A 20627-nucleotide genomic window follows, 5' to 3' on the forward strand; every position below is an offset into this window, starting at 1 on the left:
TTAAAATATCGATGAATAAATCCATTCTATTAATTTTCGCATCTCTATTTTCATTAATAAGCTGCAAAAAAAAAGAAGGCAATTTATTTGAAAATCCTTCTTCGGAACAAACTGGGATTCTATTTGCCAATGAGCTTACAGAAACCGATGATCTGAATATTTTGGAATATCTCTATTTCTATAATGGAGGCGGTGTTGCTGTAGGAGATATAAATAACGATAGCCTTCCTGACATTTTCTTTTCGGGCAATCAAGTAAAGAACAAACTATACTTAAACCGCGGTGATCTTAAATTTGAGGATATAACGGAAAAATCCGGAATAGCAGGAAATAGTGATTGGAATACAGGTGCTGTTATGGGCGATGTAAATGGTGATGGATTATTGGACATATATATTTGTGCCGTTGCGGGTATTCAAGGCCTTAACGGTTATAACGAACTCTTTATTAACAATGGCATCTCTAGTTCAGGGGAGATAAGCTTTACCGAAAGAGCTGCGGAATACGGACTTGATTTTGACACCTACAGTTCTTCAGCGGCATTCTTAGATTATGACCTAGACGGAGACCTAGACATATATTTGTTGAACCATGCCGTACATACCCCTGAATCCTATGGCCGATCGGAGTTAAGGTTAGAAAGAAACTATCAGACTGGCGATAAACTTCTTAGAAACGATGGAACCAAATTTACTGATGTCAGTGAAGAATCCGGAATTTTTGGCGGCGCAAATGGATATGGCCTTGGTATTGCCATCTCTGATTTTAATCAAGATGGATGGCCGGATATCTATGTGGGAAATGATTTTCATGAAGACGATTATTATTACTTGAATAATGGGAATGGGACTTTTACTGAGAGCCTAAAAAAATATTTTGGACATACCTCTAGGTTTTCTATGGGTAATGATATTGCAGACATCAATCATGATGGCATGCCAGATATCCTTTCATTAGATATGCTACCCGAAGACGAGAAAGTTCTTAAATCTTCTCAAGGTGATGTTGAACCACAAATAATGAAACTCCAAACTGCAGATTATGGTTATCATTATCAATTCAGCCGCAACATGCTGCATTTAAATAGAGGTAATCAGTTTTCAGAAATTGGTTTACAATCAGGAATTGCAGCTACGGATTGGAGTTGGAGCGCACTATTTGCAGATTATAATCAGGATGGGGAACAAGATGTTTTTGTTTCCACAGGTATTCCAAAGCGCCCTAACGACCTAGACTACATAAATTTTGTGTCCTCTGAGCAGATAAGGAATAAAATAACCAACACTAAATTAGTTGATCGCCAAGCCTTAAATAAAATGCCTTCAGGCAAAACACATAACTATATTTTTAAAGGTGGCCCCAAATTAAATTTTGTTGATAAATCTGGAGACTGGATTACAAAGGACAGCTTGGTTTCCGGTGCTACCGCTGCCGCAGATTTTGACAATGACGGAGATATAGATTTGGTAATTAATAATGTTAATGGGCCCGCTTCGCTTTACATTAACAAAACCGACCAAAAAGCGAATTACTTAAAATTAAATTTACGCTTTTCAGGAAAAAACCCTTACGCCATTGGCACCAAAGTATACTCATACCACAACGGCATATTACAATTTAGAGAGCTCTATACGGTAAGAGGGTTTCAATCTTCTTCGGAACCAATTATTCACTTTGGTTATGGAAATTATAAAAAAATAGATTCCCTCAAAATTGTTTGGCCTGACAGGACATATCAAATTATAAAAGACATAGCGGTTAACCAAACCCTTACTATAACTCCTCAAGACCCCAAACCTTTTGATTACAAATCACTAAAACCTAAACGCCAAAATTTATTTGAAAGGGTAAGTGGCAATCTAGGTATTAATTTTAAGCACAAAGAAGACAACTACTCTGATTTTAATAGACAAAAACTTATTCCTTATCAAATTTCAGATCGTGGTCCTGCAACCGCTATTGGTGACTTAAATGGAGATAATCAAATTGATATATTTTTTGGCGGCTCAAAATATATTCCTCCTAGAATTTTTATAGGATTAGATTCTGTTTTCGCTGAAAAAGTTATTCCTTCAATAACCAAAGACTCAATAAAAGAAGATGTGGTTGCCGTAATAGCAGACTTTGACAATGACTCCAAAAATGACTTGTTTGTGGGGTCTGGCGGTGCTGACTTTTTTGACAAATTAAAGCCTTTGTTAGATACATATTACAGCAATAAAGACTCTGTATTTGAAACAAATTCATTACCTGAATATTTTGAAAACGCATCAGTTTTAAGGCCGAACGATATAGATGGAGATGGAGATTTGGATTTATTTGTAGGTAACCAAGTTGTAACTAACGATTTTGGGAAAAGCCCATCTTCCTATATTTTAATCAATAATAATGGTGAATTTTCAATTCAAGAAAATGAAGGATTAAAGGACGTTGGAATGGTTACCGATGCCATTTGGGACGATGTTGATAATGATGGTTTAAAAGATTTAATTGTGGTAGGTGAATGGATGGCTCCAACTTTCTTTAAGAACCAAAATGGAACTCTAAAAAGCATTTCTCTCCTAAACGAGGACTTAAATGGTCTTTGGCAAAAGATTTTGCCCTTTGATATTGACCACGATGGAGATACCGATTATCTCTTAGGTAATTGGGGAACCAACAGCAAATTTAAAGCATCCCCCAATCATCCGATGCGATTATATTATGGAGATTTTGACGAAAACGGTCAAACGGAAACGATTACCGCTTTAGAAAAGAACGGAAAGTACTTTCCACTTGAAGGCCTAGCCAATCTTTCATCTCAAATTGTTAGCCTTCGAAAAAAATTTACTAATTATTCCAGTTTTGCCGGCCGTACCGTTGAAGAAATTTTTGACAAAGAAACTCTCCGTAAATCCACAATTGTAGAAGTAAACGAACTCCAATCTGGTTATTTAAAAAACACAGATGGCAATTTTTCGTTTGTCCCATTTAAAGAAGAACTGCAAACCTCTCCTCTATTTTCATTTTTAAAATATGATTTTGACAAAAATGGTACCGAGGAAGTATTGGTTGCAGGCAATTATTTTGGAGTTAAGCCATACCATGGTAGATTTGATTCTTTTCCCGGAGCTATAGTTCAAAATGAAAACGAGATACTATTAGGGAATGAAATTGGCCTTGACTTTGCTCAAAAATCAATTAGACATATGAATATTATTGATTTAAAAAATCAAGCTTACCTTTTGGTTACGGTAAATAATGATAGTGTTCAAGTATATAAATTAAACAACTAAAAGCCCTTATTTATATGCTAAGAAAATTTCTATTGGGCGCTGGGCTTATTTTACTAACAGCCTTGGTTTGGTTTCTTTTTCTAAAACCAGAAGACTATCTGGCTACTCTAAAAATAAAGGCCAATCCCGGAACAATTAATCAAACTATAAAATTATGGGAAAGCACTTTAGAAGATTCCCGTATTATTGACCAACGTCAATTAAATACTTTTGAACACCAAATTACAATCAATGACTCTAGTTTTAATTACAAGTGGACCATTGAAAAAATAGACGACTCCCTATCCTTGACACAAGCTCATATAACGATTGTAAACCACTCCCTAACAAGCAAATTACTAATGCTTTTTACAGATACTGATTTTGAAAAACGGTCAAAAAAAATAATTTTTCAATTTCATGAAAAAATCCAAGAACACCTTGATAATTTTAAAGTAACTATTAAAGGTAAAGAGGTGTTATCAAATACTTTTTGCGCCTACATACCTTTAGAAAGCACCCAGTTTGAAAAGGCTTCAAAAATGATGTCTAACTATCGCTTATTGGATAGGTTTGCTCTAAATCCAAATGTCCAAACCGATGGCCTCCCTTTCATTGAGGTTACCAAATGGAATATAGAAAAAGATAGTATTACATATAATTTTTGTTATCCCATCAAGAAAACAGACTCATTACCAGAACATAAAATTATTAAATACAAGGAGTTTAAGGGCGGCAATTCATTAAAAGCAATTTATAACGGCAATTATATTACATCTGACAGGGCTTGGTACAGCCTATTGAACGAAGCTGAAAAATTAGGTATTAAAACTACTGGAACTCCTGTTGAAGTATTTTTTACCAACCCTAATATGGGGTCCAATGAACTTGAATGGGTGGCTGAAATATATTTACCCATAGTTGACAATAATTAATAATGAAGATAGAAGTGGAATTATAGTAACACTACCATATACAACAGTAAAGAGGCCCTACATCATAAGGGCCTCTTTATGTTATAACTAAAATCCACCATTTATGTCTCCAAATTTTAACACAATCAGATTATGGATATAATCCAAATAAAAGGAAATATTCCATAAATTAGCTATTCCACTTTTATAAGGATAGCTATGCAAATTTTTCGTCCACAACTTACCCCTTATACATTCTCACAAACCATTGATTCGGCTTCAATTGGGTATAAAAAAACTATAAAGACCCATAATATATGTATCTAAACTGCCATACATATTATAGTCTTAGGTACGGTACCATCAAAACTGACGAACTTCTAAGTTTAACCGCCCAAAACGGCTGTAAGACTTTAGCATTAACGGATATTAACAATACTTCCGCCTGTCTTGATTTTGTTCGTTTAGCCCCTAAATATGGTATAAGACCTATCCTAGGAGTTGATTTTAGAAATGGTGCCAGTCAGCAATTTATCCTCCTTGCAAAAAACAATGAAGGTTATAAAAACATCAACTCTTATCTGTCTTCTTTTTTACACCAACCTGGTCTAGCCATACCTGAAAGACCTATTGAAATTGAAAACAGCTATATAATCTATCCTTTTGAAAAGGCAAGAAATTATAAGCTAAAGCAAAATGAGTATTTAGGAATTTCCTTAAAACAATTAAATGGCTTAAAGTTTTCAAAACAGAGCATTAACAAAGACCGTTTGGTGCTACTCCATACCGTGTCTTTTCAAAGTAAAAGGGGATTTAATACCCACCGTCTATTAAGGGCCATTGACAATAATACTTTATTGAGCAAGTTGCCTGTACATGAACAAGGCCAAGAGACAGATCAATTTTTATCCGAAGATAAAATCAAACTTATTCACATTGATTTTCCGGAGATACTAGAAAACACATTACGATTACTAAATAATTGTAACATTAAATTTGATTTCTCCGAAACCAAACCAAAGAACCAGCGTGCATACTCTAACAATGAGGAGTTGGATTTTCGATTCCTTCAAAAATTAGCCCACCAAGGTATTCCATATCGTTATAAAAATGCAGCTCCGCAGATTTATACCCGTATAGACAAAGAATTGGCCATCATTAAAGAAAAAGGATTTGTCTCCTATTTTCTGATCAATTGGAAAATCTTAAAATACGCACGCAGCAAAGGGTATTTCTATGTGGGCCGTGGTAGTGGGGCCAATAGTATTATAGCATACCTTTTACGCATAACCGATGTAGACCCAATAGAGCTTGACCTTTATTTTGAACGCTTTATAAATATACACCGTACAAATCCACCTGATTTTGACATTGATTTCTCTTGGTCCGATAGGGATGATATTACTCAATTTATGTTCAAACAATTTAAGAACACTTCTCTTATAACCGTTTATAACACCTTTAAATTCAAGGCGTCCGTACGTGAACTGGGAAAAGTTTTTGGGTTACCAAAGTCCGAAATAGATATACTTACCAAAGGAAAATTCAATTTTAACCAACTGGATAATTTATCTCAACTGGTTTTAAAATACAGTCAATATATACAAGGCTTCCCAAACTACTTAGGTATTCATGCCGGAGGCGTTTTAATTTCCGAAGAACCCATTCATAGTTATTGCGCCACATTTATGCCTCCCAAAGGTTTTCCCACTGCACAAATAGACATGGTAGCGGCAGAAGATATTAGATTATTTAAGTTTGATATTTTGAGTCAGCGTGGCCTGGGAAAAATAAAAGATGCCGTTGAAATTGTAAGAAAGAACCATCCCCTCCAAAAGCCCATAGATATTCATAATATTAAACGGTTTAAAGAGGACAAGCGCATTAAATACCTTTTAAAAAACGCCAAGGCCATAGGATGCTTTTATGTAGAATCTCCCGCCATGCGAATGCTTTTAAAAAAGCTGCAGGTAGATGATTATTTGGGCTTGGTGGCTGCTAGTTCCGTTATTAGGCCCGGTGTGGCAAAATCGGGAATGATGCGTGAATACATTTTACGTTACCGATATCCTGAACGAAGAAAAGATGCTCATCCTGTGCTATTGAATATCATGCCCGAAACTTTTGGGGTCATGGTCTATCAAGAAGATGTTATTAAAGTAGCACACTATTTTGGAAAACTAAAACTTCATGAAGCAGATACACTACGCCGTGGCATGTCCGGTAAATTCCGGTCGCGTGATGAATTCTTAAAAGTAAAACAACAATTTTTTGATAACTGTAAAGCCGATGGTAAAGCTGATGCTGTTACAAGTGATATATGGCGCCAAATTGAAAGCTTTGCCGGGTATGCTTTTGCAAAAGGACATTCTGCTTCATATGCCGTAGAAAGTTACCAGAGCCTGTTCTTAAAAGCGTACTACCCCCTAGAATATATGGTGGCAACGCTCAACAATGGCGGCGGATTCTATAGCCGTGAACTTTACGTTCATGAAGCAAAAATGCACGGAGGTATCGTCCAAGCTCCATGCATCAACCAAAGTGAGTATCTGACCACTATTATGGAGAATACCATCTATCTTGGTTTTAGCTTTCTAAGAAGTTTGGAAACCCAAACTATTGAGAAAATATGCACAAACAGAGCCCGCTATGGCCCTTTCAAAAGCTTGGACAATTTTATTGACAGAGTTCCTGTTTCAGTAGAGCAAATTGCCATACTTATTAAAATTAATGCATTCCGTTTTACCGGAAAAAACAAAAGAGAACTTCTCTGGGCCGCCTATTTACAAACGAGCAAAGCCCCAAAGGAAGAGCATGTTCCTACCCTTTTTCAACCTAAAAAAATATCCTACAAAACCCCTGAGCTAAAAAGTTCAGAATTAGAAAATGCATTTGATGAATATGAGCTGTTGGGATTTCCTTTATGCAACCCTTTCGATTTGCTGGCAAATCCTAAAGAAAACACCTTAAAAGCAAACCAATTACTTCATTATAAAAATCGGGTAGTTACAATTGAAGGTTATTTAGTAGCTACAAAAAACACTTCAACTTCAAACGGAAAATCAATGCATTTTGGAACTTTTCTAGATAGGAACGGTGATTTTATAGATACCGTTCACTTTCCTCCCATAGCCGCCAAATTCCCTTTTAGGGGAAAAGGTATTTATTCTATAACCGGTAAAATAACCGAAGAATTTGAATGTGTTACTATTGAGGTTATCAGCATGTACCTCCAAGCAATCATTGAAGACCCCAGATATTCCGAAAACCCTAAAACCAGTACCGTATAATGCCAGAGGAAAGAGCTATAGTACATATGGATCTTGATACATTCTTTGTATCGTGCGAACGCTTGTTGGACAGTCGCCTGAATAAAAAACCTATTTTAATAGGTGGTGTTTCTGACCGAGGCGTAGTAGCTTCATGCAGTTATGAAGCGCGGAAGTTTGGCATACATTCGGCCATGCCTATGCGTATGGCCAAGCAATTATGTCCGGAAGCTATAGTTTTAAGGGGCAATGCAGCCACCTACAGTAAATTTTCCAATTTGGTTACAGATGTGATCAAGGACAGCGTTCCCCTTTATGAAAAAAGCTCGGTAGACGAATTCTATATAGATTTAACGGGAATGGACAGATTCTTTGGGTGCCACCAAATAGCTATTGAACTTAGGGAAAAAATCATGAACGAGACAGGGCTACCCATCTCCTTTGGATTATCTATAAACAAGACCGTTTCCAAAATTGCAACGGGAGAAGCCAAACCCAACAACCAGATTAGAATTTTTAAAGGCACCGAAAAGCCTTTTTTGGCCCCATTATCCGTTAGAAAAATACCCATGGTTGGTGAAGTTACCTATAAATCATTATGTGACTTGGGAATCAAAAAAATAGTAACCGTTCAGGAAATGCCAATGCAATTAATGCATAAGGTATTGGGGAAAAACGGGTTGTCTATTTGGAAAAAAGCCAACGGTATAGACAACAGTCCCGTGATTCAATACCACGAGCGAAAGTCCATTTCTACGGAACGAACCTTTGACAAGGATACAACGGACATTAAAAAACTTAAAAGTATTATTATTGCAATGGCCGAAAATCTAGCTTACCAATTACGGAGAGGTCATAAATTAACCGCCTGTGTTACCTTTAAAATCAGGTATTCGGATTTTCAGACCTATACACAACAACAGCGAATACCATATAGTTCTTTGGACAGCAGCATCTTGCCCGTAGTCTTAAACCTCTTTGAGAAACTGTACAATAGGCGTCTGCTAGTACGGTTAATCGGGGTTAGGTTTAGTCATTTGGTAGAAGGAGGACATCAAATTAATCTGTTCGAAGACAATGAAAAGCAAATACGTCTAAGCTTGGCCATAGACAAAATGCGTGAACGGTACGGAGACCGTTCCGTTATTAGTGCCGCTGGTATGGAAGCTAAAAGTATTAGCCGATGGAACCCGTTTTCAGGAGAACCACCTCCCCTTTTACCCAACAGAAGAAGGTAATAGTGTATCCTGAAAAGAAAAAGCCTTGCACAGATGTAATCCGTACAAGGCCTTAAATTATATAAGCCATTCTTTATTTTGCAAAATAGACATACAGTGCCACTACGATAAAACAGATTGCAATACCCACCTGCTTCACATATTTGTAAGGCTCAATAGAGACTTGTTTGGTATACTCCAATTCAAATGGTTTTTCGTTAGGATATATTTTACCTATTACCAACATAATAGCCGCATTCAACACGAACAAAATGGCCATAACGTGAATAAAGTGTGGATAAGCTTCCGCTTTTACCAGTGCCAATGCATCAACATTTGTTATACCGGCCGCAGCGGCCTCTTCCAATGCCCCATCAACAAACATGGGCTGTAAATAAAATTGACTGAAACAGTACAATACAACACCGGCAATAATACCGATTTTTGCTGCTATGGCAGGAACCCTTTTTGTAAGATACCCCACCACGATTATCGTAAATATTGGAATCGTATAAATACCGTTCAACTCTTGCAAGTAGGCAAAGAGACTACCTGCATTAGATATTAACGGCGCAATAAGCATGGCACCTACTGCCAAAACAACACCAAAAATCTTACCGTATTTTACTACCGTTTGTTCTGTAGCTTCCGGATTAATATGCTGCTTGTACACATCAAGCCCAAAAAGGGTTACAGAGCTGTTTAATACACTGTTAAACGAACTCAAAATAGCCCCAAAAAGTACTGCTACGAAAAAACCTACCAGATACTTTGGCAATACTGCATTTACCAATGCCGGATAAGCTTGATCTGGCATTTCCAGTCCACCTTGAAAATAGTGGAAAGCAATAATACCGGGAAGCACCACGATTAACGGTCCTAAAATTTTAATAAAAGAAGCTAACAATAACCCCTTTTGACCTTCGGCCAAGTTTTTCGCTCCCAAAGCTCTTTGAATAATTTGTTGGTTTGTACCCCAGTAGAACAAGTTAATAAGCATCATACCCGTAAACAGAGTTGAAAATGGTACACTGTTGGTTACTTCTCCTGTTGAATCAAACTTCTCAGGGTTTGCTTGATAAAGGACATCCAAACCTTCAAATACACTTCCATCACCAATAGCCATCAATCCAAATACAGGAATCAAAAGACCTCCAATCAGAAGTCCTACTGCATTTATCGTATCGGAAACGGCAACTGCCTTTAGACCACCAAAAACAGCATAAATAGACCCGATGATACCAATACCCCAAATACTTAGGTTCAAAGCTGTACCATCCGAGACACCTAACATCGTAGGTAAATCAAACATAGTACTGATTGCAAGCGCTCCAGAATATAAAATAGTTGGCAATAACACCACAACATACCCCGTAAGAAACAAGATAGACGTTAGTGTTTTTGTAGTTACATCATACCTATCTTTAAGGAATTGGGGAACCGTAGTAATACCCCCTTTTAAATACCTTGGCAATAAGAAAATAGCAGTAACCACCATAGCAATAGCCGCTAAAGTCTCCCAGGCCATAACCACAATTCCTTCGGTATAAGCCTGTCCGTTAAGACCTACAATTTGTTCTGTAGAAAGGTTGGTCAATAACAATGACCCCGCAATAACTCCAGCCGTTAAACTCCTTCCTCCTAAAAAGTAACCGTCCGAAGAATTTTCATCGGTTGTACGTGTTGCAAAATAAGATATTATGGCCACCAAAGCGGTAAAGCCTATAAAGGACAAAATTCCGATCATTATAAATTGGTTTGATATTTCGGTTAAATATATTGGATTATTTACGAAAAACTTAAAGATTAACGGACAATAAATACGAAATCACATTTGACACAAAAAAAGGATGAAATTTCACGGGACTGTAATTTTCTATACCTCTGGGCATTGATTATCTTGCAGACGATTTTGACTATGAAAAAAGTACTATTTTTAATTTGGGTTGGGACGCTGTCCTTTTTAATGATTTCCTGCTCAGAAAAAAAGCAAGAACCCACAACTTTATTTCAAAAATTAGAAGCCACTCACCAATAACAAATCGCTATAAATCAACCGAATGTAAAGTTTCATTTAATTGAAATTTACTTACGAAAACGATAGAGTTCAATAATTTTCAAAAAAGCCTTAACCAACTATTGCAGAAGCACCCACAATTCATGATATTGCAGTAGATGATACCATACAACACTCCTTTTAACATGAACGGCAAAACATTTTTTTTTAGATTTTTTTTGATATTTGCTTTTCTAATACATATTTCATGTAATTCAGAAAAGGAGAAAAAAACTCTCGAGACTCCAAAGAAAGAAACCCTGTTTAGTCTAATACCGGGAGAGGAAACAGGTATTGATTTTATCAACGCCGTAGAGAACCAGAAGAATTTCAACATATTCAAATACCGTAATTTCTACAACGGGGGCGGAGTAGCTATCGGAGATATCAATAATGATGGATTGGCAGACATTTACCTTTCTGCCAATATGGGGCCTAACAAACTTTACCTGAACAAAGGCGATTTTAAGTTTGAGGATATTTCTGAAAAAGCCGGTGTTACTGGCAACAAACCGTGGTCTACAGGAGTGGTCATGGCAGATATTAATGCAGACGGTTTACTGGACATTTACGTAAGTAATGCCGGGAACATGGAAGGCAACAACCATGATAACGACCTTTACATCAATAATGGAGACCTTACTTTTACGGAAAAAGCAAAAGAATTCAATCTTGCGGAAACCGGTTTCTCCACACATGCCTCTTTTTTTGATTATGACAAAGACGGAGACCTAGATGCCTACATCTTAAATAACAGCAACATACCCGTTAGCAGTTTGGGCTACGCAGAACAACGGAGCGTTCGGGCTCAAGACTGGGAGGGTGTTCCACACATTTTTAGAGGTGTTGGCGACATGCTTTTACGAAATGATAATGGAAAATTCACGGATGTAAGTGAAGATGCCGGCATTTATGGTAGCTTAATTGGATTTGGTCTTGGTGTTATGGTAAGTGATATTAACGGAGACCTTTGGCCGGACATCTATGTTTCTAACGATTTTTATGAGCGCGATTACCTTTACATCAATCAAAAGGATGGCACTTTTAAAGAAGAAATAAAAGAATGGACCTCTCACCTATCGCTGTCGGCAATGGGCATAGACATGGCCGATATTAACAATGATGGTCATGCGGATATTTTTATTACAGATATGCTTCCGGAAGGTGACCAGCGGGTTAAATCGGTTATGGAATTTGAAGGTTATAATGTCTTTAAACTAAAGCAGAGCAAAGATTTTTATCAGCAGTACATTCAAAATACACTACAACTGAACAATGGTAACGGTTCGTTTTCGGAAATAGCCTATCATAGCGGCGTAGCAAAAACAGATTGGAGTTGGGCCGGATTATTATTTGATATGGACAATGATGGTCTGCGCGATATATTTATCACCAATGGCGTAAACCATGACCTTACCGATCTTGATTTTATAGATTTCTTTGCCAATGAAATCATACAAAAAATGGCCCTTACCGGTAAAAAAGAATCTATAGATTCCATTATAAACAAAATGCCAGTTGCTCCACAGCACAACTATGCCTATCGCAATAATGGTGATATTACATTTAACGATGCAGGGGTAGAATGGGGATTTGAGCTACCTAGCTTATCCAACGGTGCGGCATATGGAGATTTAGATAACGACGGTGATCTTGACTTAGTCGTCAACAATGTAAACATGCAATCGTTCGTATATAAAAACAATACTAGTGAAACCACGGATAATCATTACATCAAGCTAAAGTTTGAGGGGCAAGGTCAGAATCCCTTTGCAGTAGGTGCCAGTATAAAAATGTACTACAAAGACCAAATTGTCTTTCAGGAATTGATTCCTTCACGTGGCTTTCAATCTTCAGTAGATTATGTAATGGATATTGGTCTTGGCGAGACCAGTACGGTAGATTCTCTTCGTGTTATTTGGCCCGATGATTATACGCAGAAGCTGAAAAACATTTCTGCTGATCAGCTTTTAACATTAAAACGATCGGATGCCACAGAAAAATATGTTCCACAAAAACCATCGAACAAAAAGACACTACTCACCGAAATAAACGAAACAAAGTTAGAATCACACAAAGAAGATTCGTATCAAGATTTTGATTACGAAGGGCTTATTTCCAAACTTATATCTCAAGAAGGCCCTGCATTAGCAATAGGCGATGTAAATGGAGATGGTAACGAAGATATCTTTATAGGAGGCGCAGAGGGCCAATCCGGCATAGTATACACCCATTCCGGAAACGGGAAGCTCTCAAAAAAACCGCTGAACTTAGATATTGATTTTGACGATACGGCCGCTGCATTTTTTGATGCCGATGGAGATGGCGACCAAGATTTGGTCATAGGCACAGGTGGTAATCGTATTAATAAGGAAAATTCATATAAGCCTAGGTTATACCTAAATGACGGAAGAGGGAATTTCAGCAAAAGTACGGAAGACCTACCTTCGGCCTTTAAGAACATTTCGGTTATTTCGCCACAGGATTTTGATAATGATGGTGATATTGACCTTTTTGTTGGCTCCAGAAGTGTGGTGGGCACTTATGGTGTTGATCCGGACCATCTGTTTTTAGAGAACCAAGGTGAAGGAAAATTCATTGATGCCACCGAAAGGCTAGCATACGACCTTAAAGATGCCGGTATGATTACGGATGCCGTATGGGCAGATATAGATGGCGACGACAAGAAAGATTTGCTCACCGTATCCGATTGGGGCAGACCTAACATTTATAAGAATTCCGGAAGACGGCTTAGTCGGCTTTCTACATCGCTTGACAGCTTATACGGTTGGTGGAATACGGTAGAAGCCGTAGATCTTGACAAAGATGGCGACATGGACTTAATATTGGGTAACCAAGGTACAAACGTGCCCTACGAAGCCGATAAAGAGCACCCCATGAAACTATGGATTAACGACTATGACAACAATGGCACATTAGAACAGATTACTACCCGAGGTTTTGACGGAAAGGATTATCCCATCCACCAGAAAAAAGAATTAACCGGACAAATCGTGTCCTTGAAAAAGCAAAGTTTAAAAGCTTCCGAATACGCCAAGAAAACCATAGGGGAACTTTTTCCAAAAGAGATTTTTGATCGTAGCATCGTTAAAGAAGCGAACACTATGGAATCCGTAATTGCAATTAACGAAGGTGGTGGCAAATTCACTATTAAAAAATTGCCATCGCGTGTTCAACTATCATGCGTTTGCGGTATTACTTGTACCGATATTGATAAGGACGGAGATTTAGACCTTATCATGGCCGGGAACAACTTTGAGTTCAAGCCACAATATTCCCGTTTGGATGCCAGCTACGGTAATGTGCTTTTAGGCGATGGAAACCTGAACTTTAAATGGCAAGATTATAACACCAGCGGTTTTTTTATTAAGGAAGAGGTAAAGCATCTGAAACAATTTAAAGACAAAAGCGGAAAAACCTTTCTTATTGCTGCCATAAACGATAGTGCACCTAAAATTTATGCTTTAGACTAAATGTCATTTTCAAATATTTCAAACAAGCTGGAAAACTGAGCTTAGTACGTTTTAAACCAACCTTATCTCGATTCTTTTGCGGGCGCCTTGATTAAAGGTGAAAATAATGTAATTTTAAGCGCTAGAATCGGGTTAGACCTTAGTCAAAAATCCGTAAGAGATTTGAATATCCTTAATTTAGGAGCAGAAAAGTACCTCTTGGTTACCATAAATAATGACAGCCCCCAAATCTATAGGCTGAAAAGAAAACAAAAGACAAATGAATAAGATTTTTATCGTACTGCTTTCGCTTGTTTTTGCGATTTCGTGTAAAGCCCCGCAAAAAGAAGAATCTATTACTATTAGCCCAGAAGATCTTAACGCTTCAATAGACCAGGTAACGGAGATTATGATTCATGATATATTCTCCCCTCCTGTAGCCAGTAGAATTTTCGCCTATCCTAACGTTGCCGCTTATGAGATTATGGCTATGGCTAATGACGAATACAGACCGCTGGCAGGACAACTAAACGGACTTGCGCCAATTCCTGCTCCTGACACTACGCAAACTGTAAACTATGACCTTGCTGCAATCGTTGCGCATATGGAACTAAGCAAAAGGCTGATATTTTCAGAAGACCGGATGGAAGCTTTACGCAATAGTCTTTATACGATATGGCAAGGCAAGAACCCAGTTCTGTTCAATAGTTCCAAAGAGTATGGCCTACAGGTAGCGGACCATATAGCCCAATGGATGAGCAAAGACAATTATGCACAAACGCGAACCATGCCCAAATTTACGGTAGATGCAGACGATGAAACAAGATGGCAGCCTACTCCTCCTGCTTACATGGACGGTATTGAACCCCACTGGAATAAAATAAGACCATTTGCAATAGACTCCGCAGCACAATTCAAACCAATTCCTCCACCGGCATTTTCCCTTGAGGAAGATTCTCCTTTTTATAAAGAGCTCAAAGAAGTATATGATATAAGTAATAAAATTACAGAAGAAGGTGATGCTTCCGAAGAAATTCAAATTGCTCAATTTTGGGATTGCAACCCTTATGTTTCCGTTACACGGGGTCACCTTATGTTCGCAACCAAGAAAATAACTCCGGGAGCACACTGGATGGGTATAGCAAAAATTGCAGCGCGCAAAACCAACAGTGACTTCCATCAAGCCTTATACGCGTATACCAAGGCCTCAGTAGCAATGGCAGATGCGTTTATAAGCTGTTGGGACGAAAAGTACAGAAGTAACCTTATTCGCCCTGAAACCCTGATAAACCAACATATAGATGACAGTTGGAAACCGGTATTGCAGACCCCACCATTTCCTGAGTATACGAGTGGACATAGCGTTGTTTCCGGAGCGGCTTCAGTAGCCCTAACGGATGTTTTTGGCGAAAATTTTGCTTTTGATGACGATACAGAAGTACCTTATGGCCTTCCAATCCGTAGTTTTACATCCTTTGAGCAAGCCGCCAATGAAGCCGCAATCAGTAGAATGTACGGAGGTATTCATTACCGAGCTGCGGTTGAAGTGGGTGTTAAACAAGGCAGGGACTTGGGCAAGTTCGTAGTTGAAAAACTCAAAATGAAAAACAACAACACAACGGCCCAAAACTGAGCCTAACTTTTTTATAATTAAGCTCTGCTATTGAGAGCACAGCTCTCTATAAATTTAAGGACACCCGCTTAATCATCCTGCACAAATAGCACGGAAACAAGTTAGAGTGGAAAGCTGAAATTTTCATGCCTATACAAGACCAAAAAGAGGAATAGAGTGTACCTTTGCTTCCTAAAAACACGTTGCAATGAAAGTAATGGCAAAACACTTTTCACTCCAAGTCATGGCTCTTTTTCTTTTTTATAGCTGTTCCAATCACGGTCAGTTAGCTTATGTATCAAAGTTACCAAGTAGTCTAAAGGAAAATTCCGGGATAGCTACGTACACAAATGATGCAGCATGGTTCATTGAGGACAGCGGCAATGATGATGTCATTACCAAAGTGGATTTTAAAGGAGAAATCCTAAAGGAGTTTAAGGTGAAAAATGCCAAAAACCATGATTGGGAAGACCTTACGGAAGACAAAAAAGGCAACTTATATATAGGTGACTTTGGCAATAACGCTAGTGACCGTAAAGATTTGGTAATCTATAAACTCCCCAACCCCGAATATGAAACCGGAGACCATATTACCGCTGAGCAAATAGTCTTTAAATACCCCGAGCAAAAACGTTTTCCTCCTAAAAAAAAAGAGCGTTATTATGATGCTGAAGCTTTCTTTCACTATAACAACTACCTTTATATTTTTACAAAAAATAGGGCTAATCCGTTTAACGGAGAATCACTAATATATAGAGTTCCCGATACCAAAGGAGATTATGATGCCGAATACTTGGGCAGGATAAAAACATGTGATGACTGGGATACTTGTAAAGTTACTTCTGCCGATATTTCTCCCGATGGAAAAACTGTAGTCCTTTTAGGAGCAGGAAAGCTTTGGACCTTATCTGAATTTGATTTGGAAAATTTACCCGAAAGCACCTTAAAAGAAACGGACCTCATGGTACGTACCCAACTAGAATCTGTGAGTTTTGTAGATAATACCACCCTTTTACTTTCTGATGAAGAGACAAAAAAAGAGGGCGGAAATCTATATAAGTATACGCTTAAATAAACGCCTGCCCCTGCTATTCATTTTGCGCTAGAAACCAAAACCTACACCAAAGGAGAAGCGCAAGCCATCATCACTATTGAAAAGTGCCATGCGCGCTGTGACAATATCGGCTCCATTGAGAAAAAATCCGCCTCCGTATGAGGTATGCCATTCTTTGGAATTTTCCATGGGCAACCACACCCTTCCATAATCAAAGCCACCATAAAACCCCATGGCCAATGGTAGAAGTTGTGTCTTTATTTTCCTAAGACTATATCTGATATCCGTATTTTGATAGTAAGATTTTTTACCGGTAAACCGTTGGTTTCTAAATCCTCTTAATCCATCAATACCCCCAATACTGGCCGCTTGATAAAATTCATAATCGTCGCCTATATTAAAATGTGCCTTCCATTTTGTAGCTAAAACCAATCTACCACTAGGTATTAATTTATAATCAAAAGCAAGACTGGGAATAACATAACCAAAAGCATTTCCGTTATCAGTACTTCTTTTATATCCTGCTGTAAGCGATGTAGACATTCCCATAGTTGGAAAAGCAGCATTATCCGTATTGGCATACGAATACTCCGCATCAACGCCTACAAATTTATTACCGGTCTCCTCACCGTTAGCCTGATAGTAGGTGTTGATAAATCTATCATCACTCTCTTCTACCTCTATGGATTCGTAAGATACGCCAGTTTTAAACTTAGCCCCGTATTGACCTCGCCATACCAAGGCCGGAGCAAATTTAAGTGTCTGTAAACGCACTCGGTTATAATCCATTCCTAAATCGTCATCAAAATTCTCGGTACTATTACCAAAATCGAAAAAATTGATAGCAAAGTTCGGACTGGTAAAACGAGCTCCCAAGTGTAAATTCCAATTTTCAAAAACATGGGCAAACTCACCACTGTACCCTAGTTCAAAACCACTGGTCGCAAAGTAAAAGGAAGCATCTACCTTATGTTGTTGGGTAAAAGGGTTCTGCCTGAAACCGTTGTACGTATAGGTATCACTAATTCCTATTTTAACGCCATCATCAGGGTTATAACCAATAGTAGGTATAATTTGATTTACAGAATTCCTAATTTGCAGTGGCAAGTAGTTATTGGTGTTATAATCATCCGTAAGTTTTAATTTGGCGCCGCTCAATTCCTCTATGGTGTTCTTCTTTGTTTTATAATCGTAAACGGCTATGTTACCGCCTTGGCCTACCCTATAAATATCATTGTTCTGGCCACCCACCAAACGTATCTTAATAGCACTTCTTTCATCTCCGTTTACCTCAAATATATCATCATCATCCAGCCCATAAACCCAAACCTCTTTGGTGCTATTTTTATTGAAAACCTTGGAGAAAAACAACTTGTCCTTTTCACCTTTTATATTCCTATAGACTTTTACCTCTGTTTCTTTATCATTCAAGACGTTCACCTCAAACCAATCATCCTTATCGGTTCCTACCACTACCGCATATTTGTTAAGAACGCCATAATAGGTCTGCGCAGTTTCTTCAATTTTAGCGGATCGCGCCAATAAGATTCTTTTAATTTCTGCTACCGTTTCATCCCTCACCTCCTTAGGAAAGTGGGCAAACGCTTTATCAATGACTTCTTCGGTAAGGTTCTCCCGAATGAACTTAGCCTGTTCTTGCCATTGCTCTGGGGTTGTTTCGGTCAAAAGCGCCATATCCAAAACATAGGTTTTTGGCGAAGAGTTAAAACCTTTTACGTTTCTTATTTCTTCATTAAAACCTTCCATTAAATGTAAAGCCGGAATTATTCTTGTGGCCAGATTCATAAAAAAACCATCACCATGTTTAGAATACACCATATCACGGTCCCTAGGCACTGGTTTATAAAGAACCTTATCATTTTTCTTATCCTTAAATTCTGCCCAACGCCATTGATCTACATGACGGTCCCAATCGCCCATAACCATATCAAAAAGTCGCGCTCTTAAATACATTTCAGAGTCTACGGCATATTTCTCATCGTCCCGTAAATCTTCCAGCATGCTATTGGTACTCTTTAGTTCATTGGCGTACCCAAAGCTCTTTAAATTTCCATGACCGTCACCGGCATGTTCCTCTATCATATATAGCTCATTTCCAAAGGATTCATTAAAATCCTTAAGAGCGGGTTGCTTTGGCACATAATAAAGTACCGGGTTTGTATGGTATAGTCCCACGGCATCGGATAGCTCTGCCGTAGTAAAAGGCCCATAAGGGTGAGATCCTGTGTAAAAGTCAAGAAGGAAATTTTCTGTATAGGTATTTTCAAAATCACCCATTACATATTGTTCCTGAAAGGCCATGGCCTGCAAATACAGTTCCGCATCCTTACGAAGGGCCCGCATTACAAATTCCTTACCATCCTTATCCCTTAATCGCAATGATTTTGATTGATGTCCTCCTCCTTTATGAACGGGAACAAGACCTCCCATAAGAGTATCCAAATTTACCGTTGGGGCTTCAACTTTTGTGGCATAGTATTTACGGTACCGGTCTCCCCATAGAAACTTGAAGAAACCACTTCTATCTATTTCATCCTCGGAATAAACCGAAGCTTTTACCGTAGCCGGAAATTTCTCATCATACTTACCTTTAAATAACTTTCTGTCCGGTGGTAAGACTTGTGAAGTGAATAAAAATTCCTCGTCCTTATTATCATCTACTCCAAAGTATCTAACTTGAGAAGAACCGTCCGTATAAACCTCCAAGGTAGCATAACCCCTTTGCCCCGTAGAAAATTTGCTGCCGTTCAAGAGACGGGTAGTTCCCGTTTTGGCCCCGGAACCGCTCACTATTTGAGGAGTATTCTCCTCCACAATATATTGCAACGTATGTTCGTGTCCCGAAGCCAAAATAACTTTTTCCGAGTATTGGGCCAAGGTCAACAACCGCTTCCTGAGTTCTGTATACCGTTTGTTACTCATATCTTCTATAGATGCCCCTGTAGTTCTTCTTAAAAGATTTACAAAACTTCCTAGAATAGGCAAAGGACCAACTTTTCCTTTGGGATACAAATGCGCCTTTGTGGAATATTGACCTCCGTGCGGACCGTAGCTAAACATAGGATGGTGCATAGCAATTATAGTGGTGTTCTGCCGGTTGTCTTTAATTTCGTCTTCGAGTTCCAGCCAAAACGCATCGCGCGTTTTAATATCGCATTTATCATTAATATCAGGGCGCTTGTCCCAATTGGTCAAGTACCACTCCGTATCTATTGCAATTACGGTAATGTTATCCGTTACCTCTATGGTTTCTATAGGACAACCATCTTCGGGAAAAAAAACATCTTTACTGTCCAGTTGTTCCTGAATGTAATCTTGTTCTCGTTCCAAACCTACCAAACCTTCCGTATACCAATCATGGTTGCCCGGTATAAAAATAGGGGCTCCCTTAAAATTATCCAGAGTCTTTAATTGCGCATCCAAATCGTTCTTGGCCTTAATGTACGCTGCGGTAGAATCTTTAGGATTTGGAAGTCCTGCAGGGTAAATATTATCCCCTAAAAATAGTGCTGTACTATTTTTGTCCGCATCATCTAACTTGCTCTTGAAAATTTTAAGTGCATCGTTCATACCGTTCATAGGAGATAGTCCGGCGTCTCCAATAAGGTAAAACGTATGGGCTACTGTTTTGGTGGTAAAAACATCCTCTTTTCCTTCCTCATTAGCATACTTGGTCTTGGAGGTCGCACATCCCACGAACAATACCACCAATGCTATTAAAGCAAAATGTTTGCCCAATAGAATACTATTCATTCTC

9 protein-coding genes are annotated in these 20627 nt (G+C 38.4%); 7 read left to right on the plus strand and 2 right to left on the minus strand.

Features of this window, described 5'->3' with window-relative positions; genetic code table 11:
• Positions 1–11: 11 nt before the first annotated feature.
• From SJY45_RS11170 to dinB, 4 genes are all read left to right on the plus strand, one after another.
• The gene (locus tag SJY45_RS11170; RefSeq protein ID WP_400070739.1) at positions 12–3275 is read left to right on the plus strand and encodes a VCBS repeat-containing protein; all 3264 of its coding nucleotides are present in this window, start codon (positions 12–14) and stop codon (positions 3273–3275) included.
• Positions 3276–3289: 14 nt separating this feature from the next.
• Positions 3290–4189 (plus strand): GyrI-like domain-containing protein, encoded by a 900-nt coding sequence (locus SJY45_RS11175; protein WP_400070741.1) that lies wholly within the window; start codon positions 3290–3292, stop codon positions 4187–4189.
• 296 nt (positions 4190–4485) lie between these two features.
• A complete protein-coding gene (locus SJY45_RS11180; RefSeq protein WP_400070743.1) occupies positions 4486–7458 on the plus strand; it encodes a DNA polymerase III subunit alpha in 2973 nt (990 codons plus the stop codon).
• Positions 7458–8675: a DNA polymerase IV gene (gene dinB, locus SJY45_RS11185; RefSeq protein ID WP_400070745.1), complete on the plus strand. Its 1218-nt coding sequence runs from the start codon at positions 7458–7460 to the stop codon at positions 8673–8675. Before SJY45_RS11180 ends, dinB begins: the two co-directional genes overlap by 1 nt.
• A 73-nt stretch (positions 8676–8748) precedes the next feature.
• On the opposite strand, the gene SJY45_RS11190 is transcribed toward dinB, so the two are convergent.
• Complete coding sequence (locus tag SJY45_RS11190) at positions 8749–10401, minus strand: solute:sodium symporter family transporter (protein WP_400070747.1); 1653 nt, start codon at positions 10399–10401, stop codon at positions 8749–8751.
• Between the two features lie 455 nt (positions 10402–10856).
• Between SJY45_RS11190 and SJY45_RS11195 the strand changes: the two genes are divergently transcribed.
• The 3 genes from SJY45_RS11195 to SJY45_RS11205 all read left to right on the plus strand — a co-directional run bounded on the left by SJY45_RS11195 (position 10857) and on the right by SJY45_RS11205 (position 16870).
• A complete protein-coding gene (locus SJY45_RS11195; protein WP_400070749.1) occupies positions 10857–14204 on the plus strand; it encodes a VCBS repeat-containing protein in 3348 nt (1115 codons plus the stop codon).
• A gap of 259 nt (positions 14205–14463) precedes the next feature.
• On the plus strand, positions 14464–15816 hold the full coding sequence (locus SJY45_RS11200) for a vanadium-dependent haloperoxidase (RefSeq protein WP_400070751.1): 1353 nt from the start codon (positions 14464–14466) through the stop codon (positions 15814–15816).
• Between the two features lie 187 nt (positions 15817–16003).
• Positions 16004–16870, plus strand: coding sequence for a hypothetical protein (locus tag SJY45_RS11205; protein ID WP_400070752.1), 867 nt, complete (start codon positions 16004–16006; stop codon positions 16868–16870).
• A 27-nt stretch (positions 16871–16897) separates the two neighbouring features.
• Here SJY45_RS11205 and SJY45_RS11210 read toward each other — a convergent pair whose 3' ends face one another.
• The gene (locus tag SJY45_RS11210) at positions 16898–20623 is read right to left on the minus strand and encodes a metallophosphoesterase (RefSeq protein WP_400070754.1); all 3726 of its coding nucleotides are present in this window, start codon (positions 20621–20623) and stop codon (positions 16898–16900) included.
• Positions 20624–20627 lie beyond the last annotated feature (4 nt).

The organism is Zobellia russellii, from assembly GCF_044597075.1.
In the GTDB taxonomy this organism is placed as follows: Bacteria; Bacteroidota; Bacteroidia; order Flavobacteriales; family Flavobacteriaceae; genus Zobellia; species Zobellia russellii.

What these genes read in the sequence shown, in the direction of transcription:
- SJY45_RS11190 (WP_400070747.1), bottom strand. Translation starts at nt 10,401, where the DNA reads ATGATCGGAATTTTGTCCTTTATAGGCTTTACCGCTTTGGTGGCCATA.
- SJY45_RS11195 (WP_400070749.1), top strand. Translation starts at nt 10,857, where the DNA reads ATGAACGGCAAAACATTTTTTTTTAGATTTTTTTTGATATTTGCTTTT.
- SJY45_RS11175 (WP_400070741.1), top strand. Translation starts at nt 3,290, where the DNA reads ATGCTAAGAAAATTTCTATTGGGCGCTGGGCTTATTTTACTAACAGCC.
- SJY45_RS11170 (WP_400070739.1), top strand. Translation starts at nt 12, where the DNA reads ATGAATAAATCCATTCTATTAATTTTCGCATCTCTATTTTCATTAATA.
- SJY45_RS11200 (WP_400070751.1), top strand. Translation starts at nt 14,464, where the DNA reads ATGAATAAGATTTTTATCGTACTGCTTTCGCTTGTTTTTGCGATTTCG.
- SJY45_RS11205 (WP_400070752.1), top strand. Translation starts at nt 16,004, where the DNA reads ATGAAAGTAATGGCAAAACACTTTTCACTCCAAGTCATGGCTCTTTTT.
- SJY45_RS11210 (WP_400070754.1), bottom strand. Translation starts at nt 20,623, where the DNA reads ATGAATAGTATTCTATTGGGCAAACATTTTGCTTTAATAGCATTGGTG.
- SJY45_RS11180 (WP_400070743.1), top strand. Translation starts at nt 4,486, where the DNA reads ATGTATCTAAACTGCCATACATATTATAGTCTTAGGTACGGTACCATC.
- dinB (WP_400070745.1), top strand. Translation starts at nt 7,458, where the DNA reads ATGCCAGAGGAAAGAGCTATAGTACATATGGATCTTGATACATTCTTT.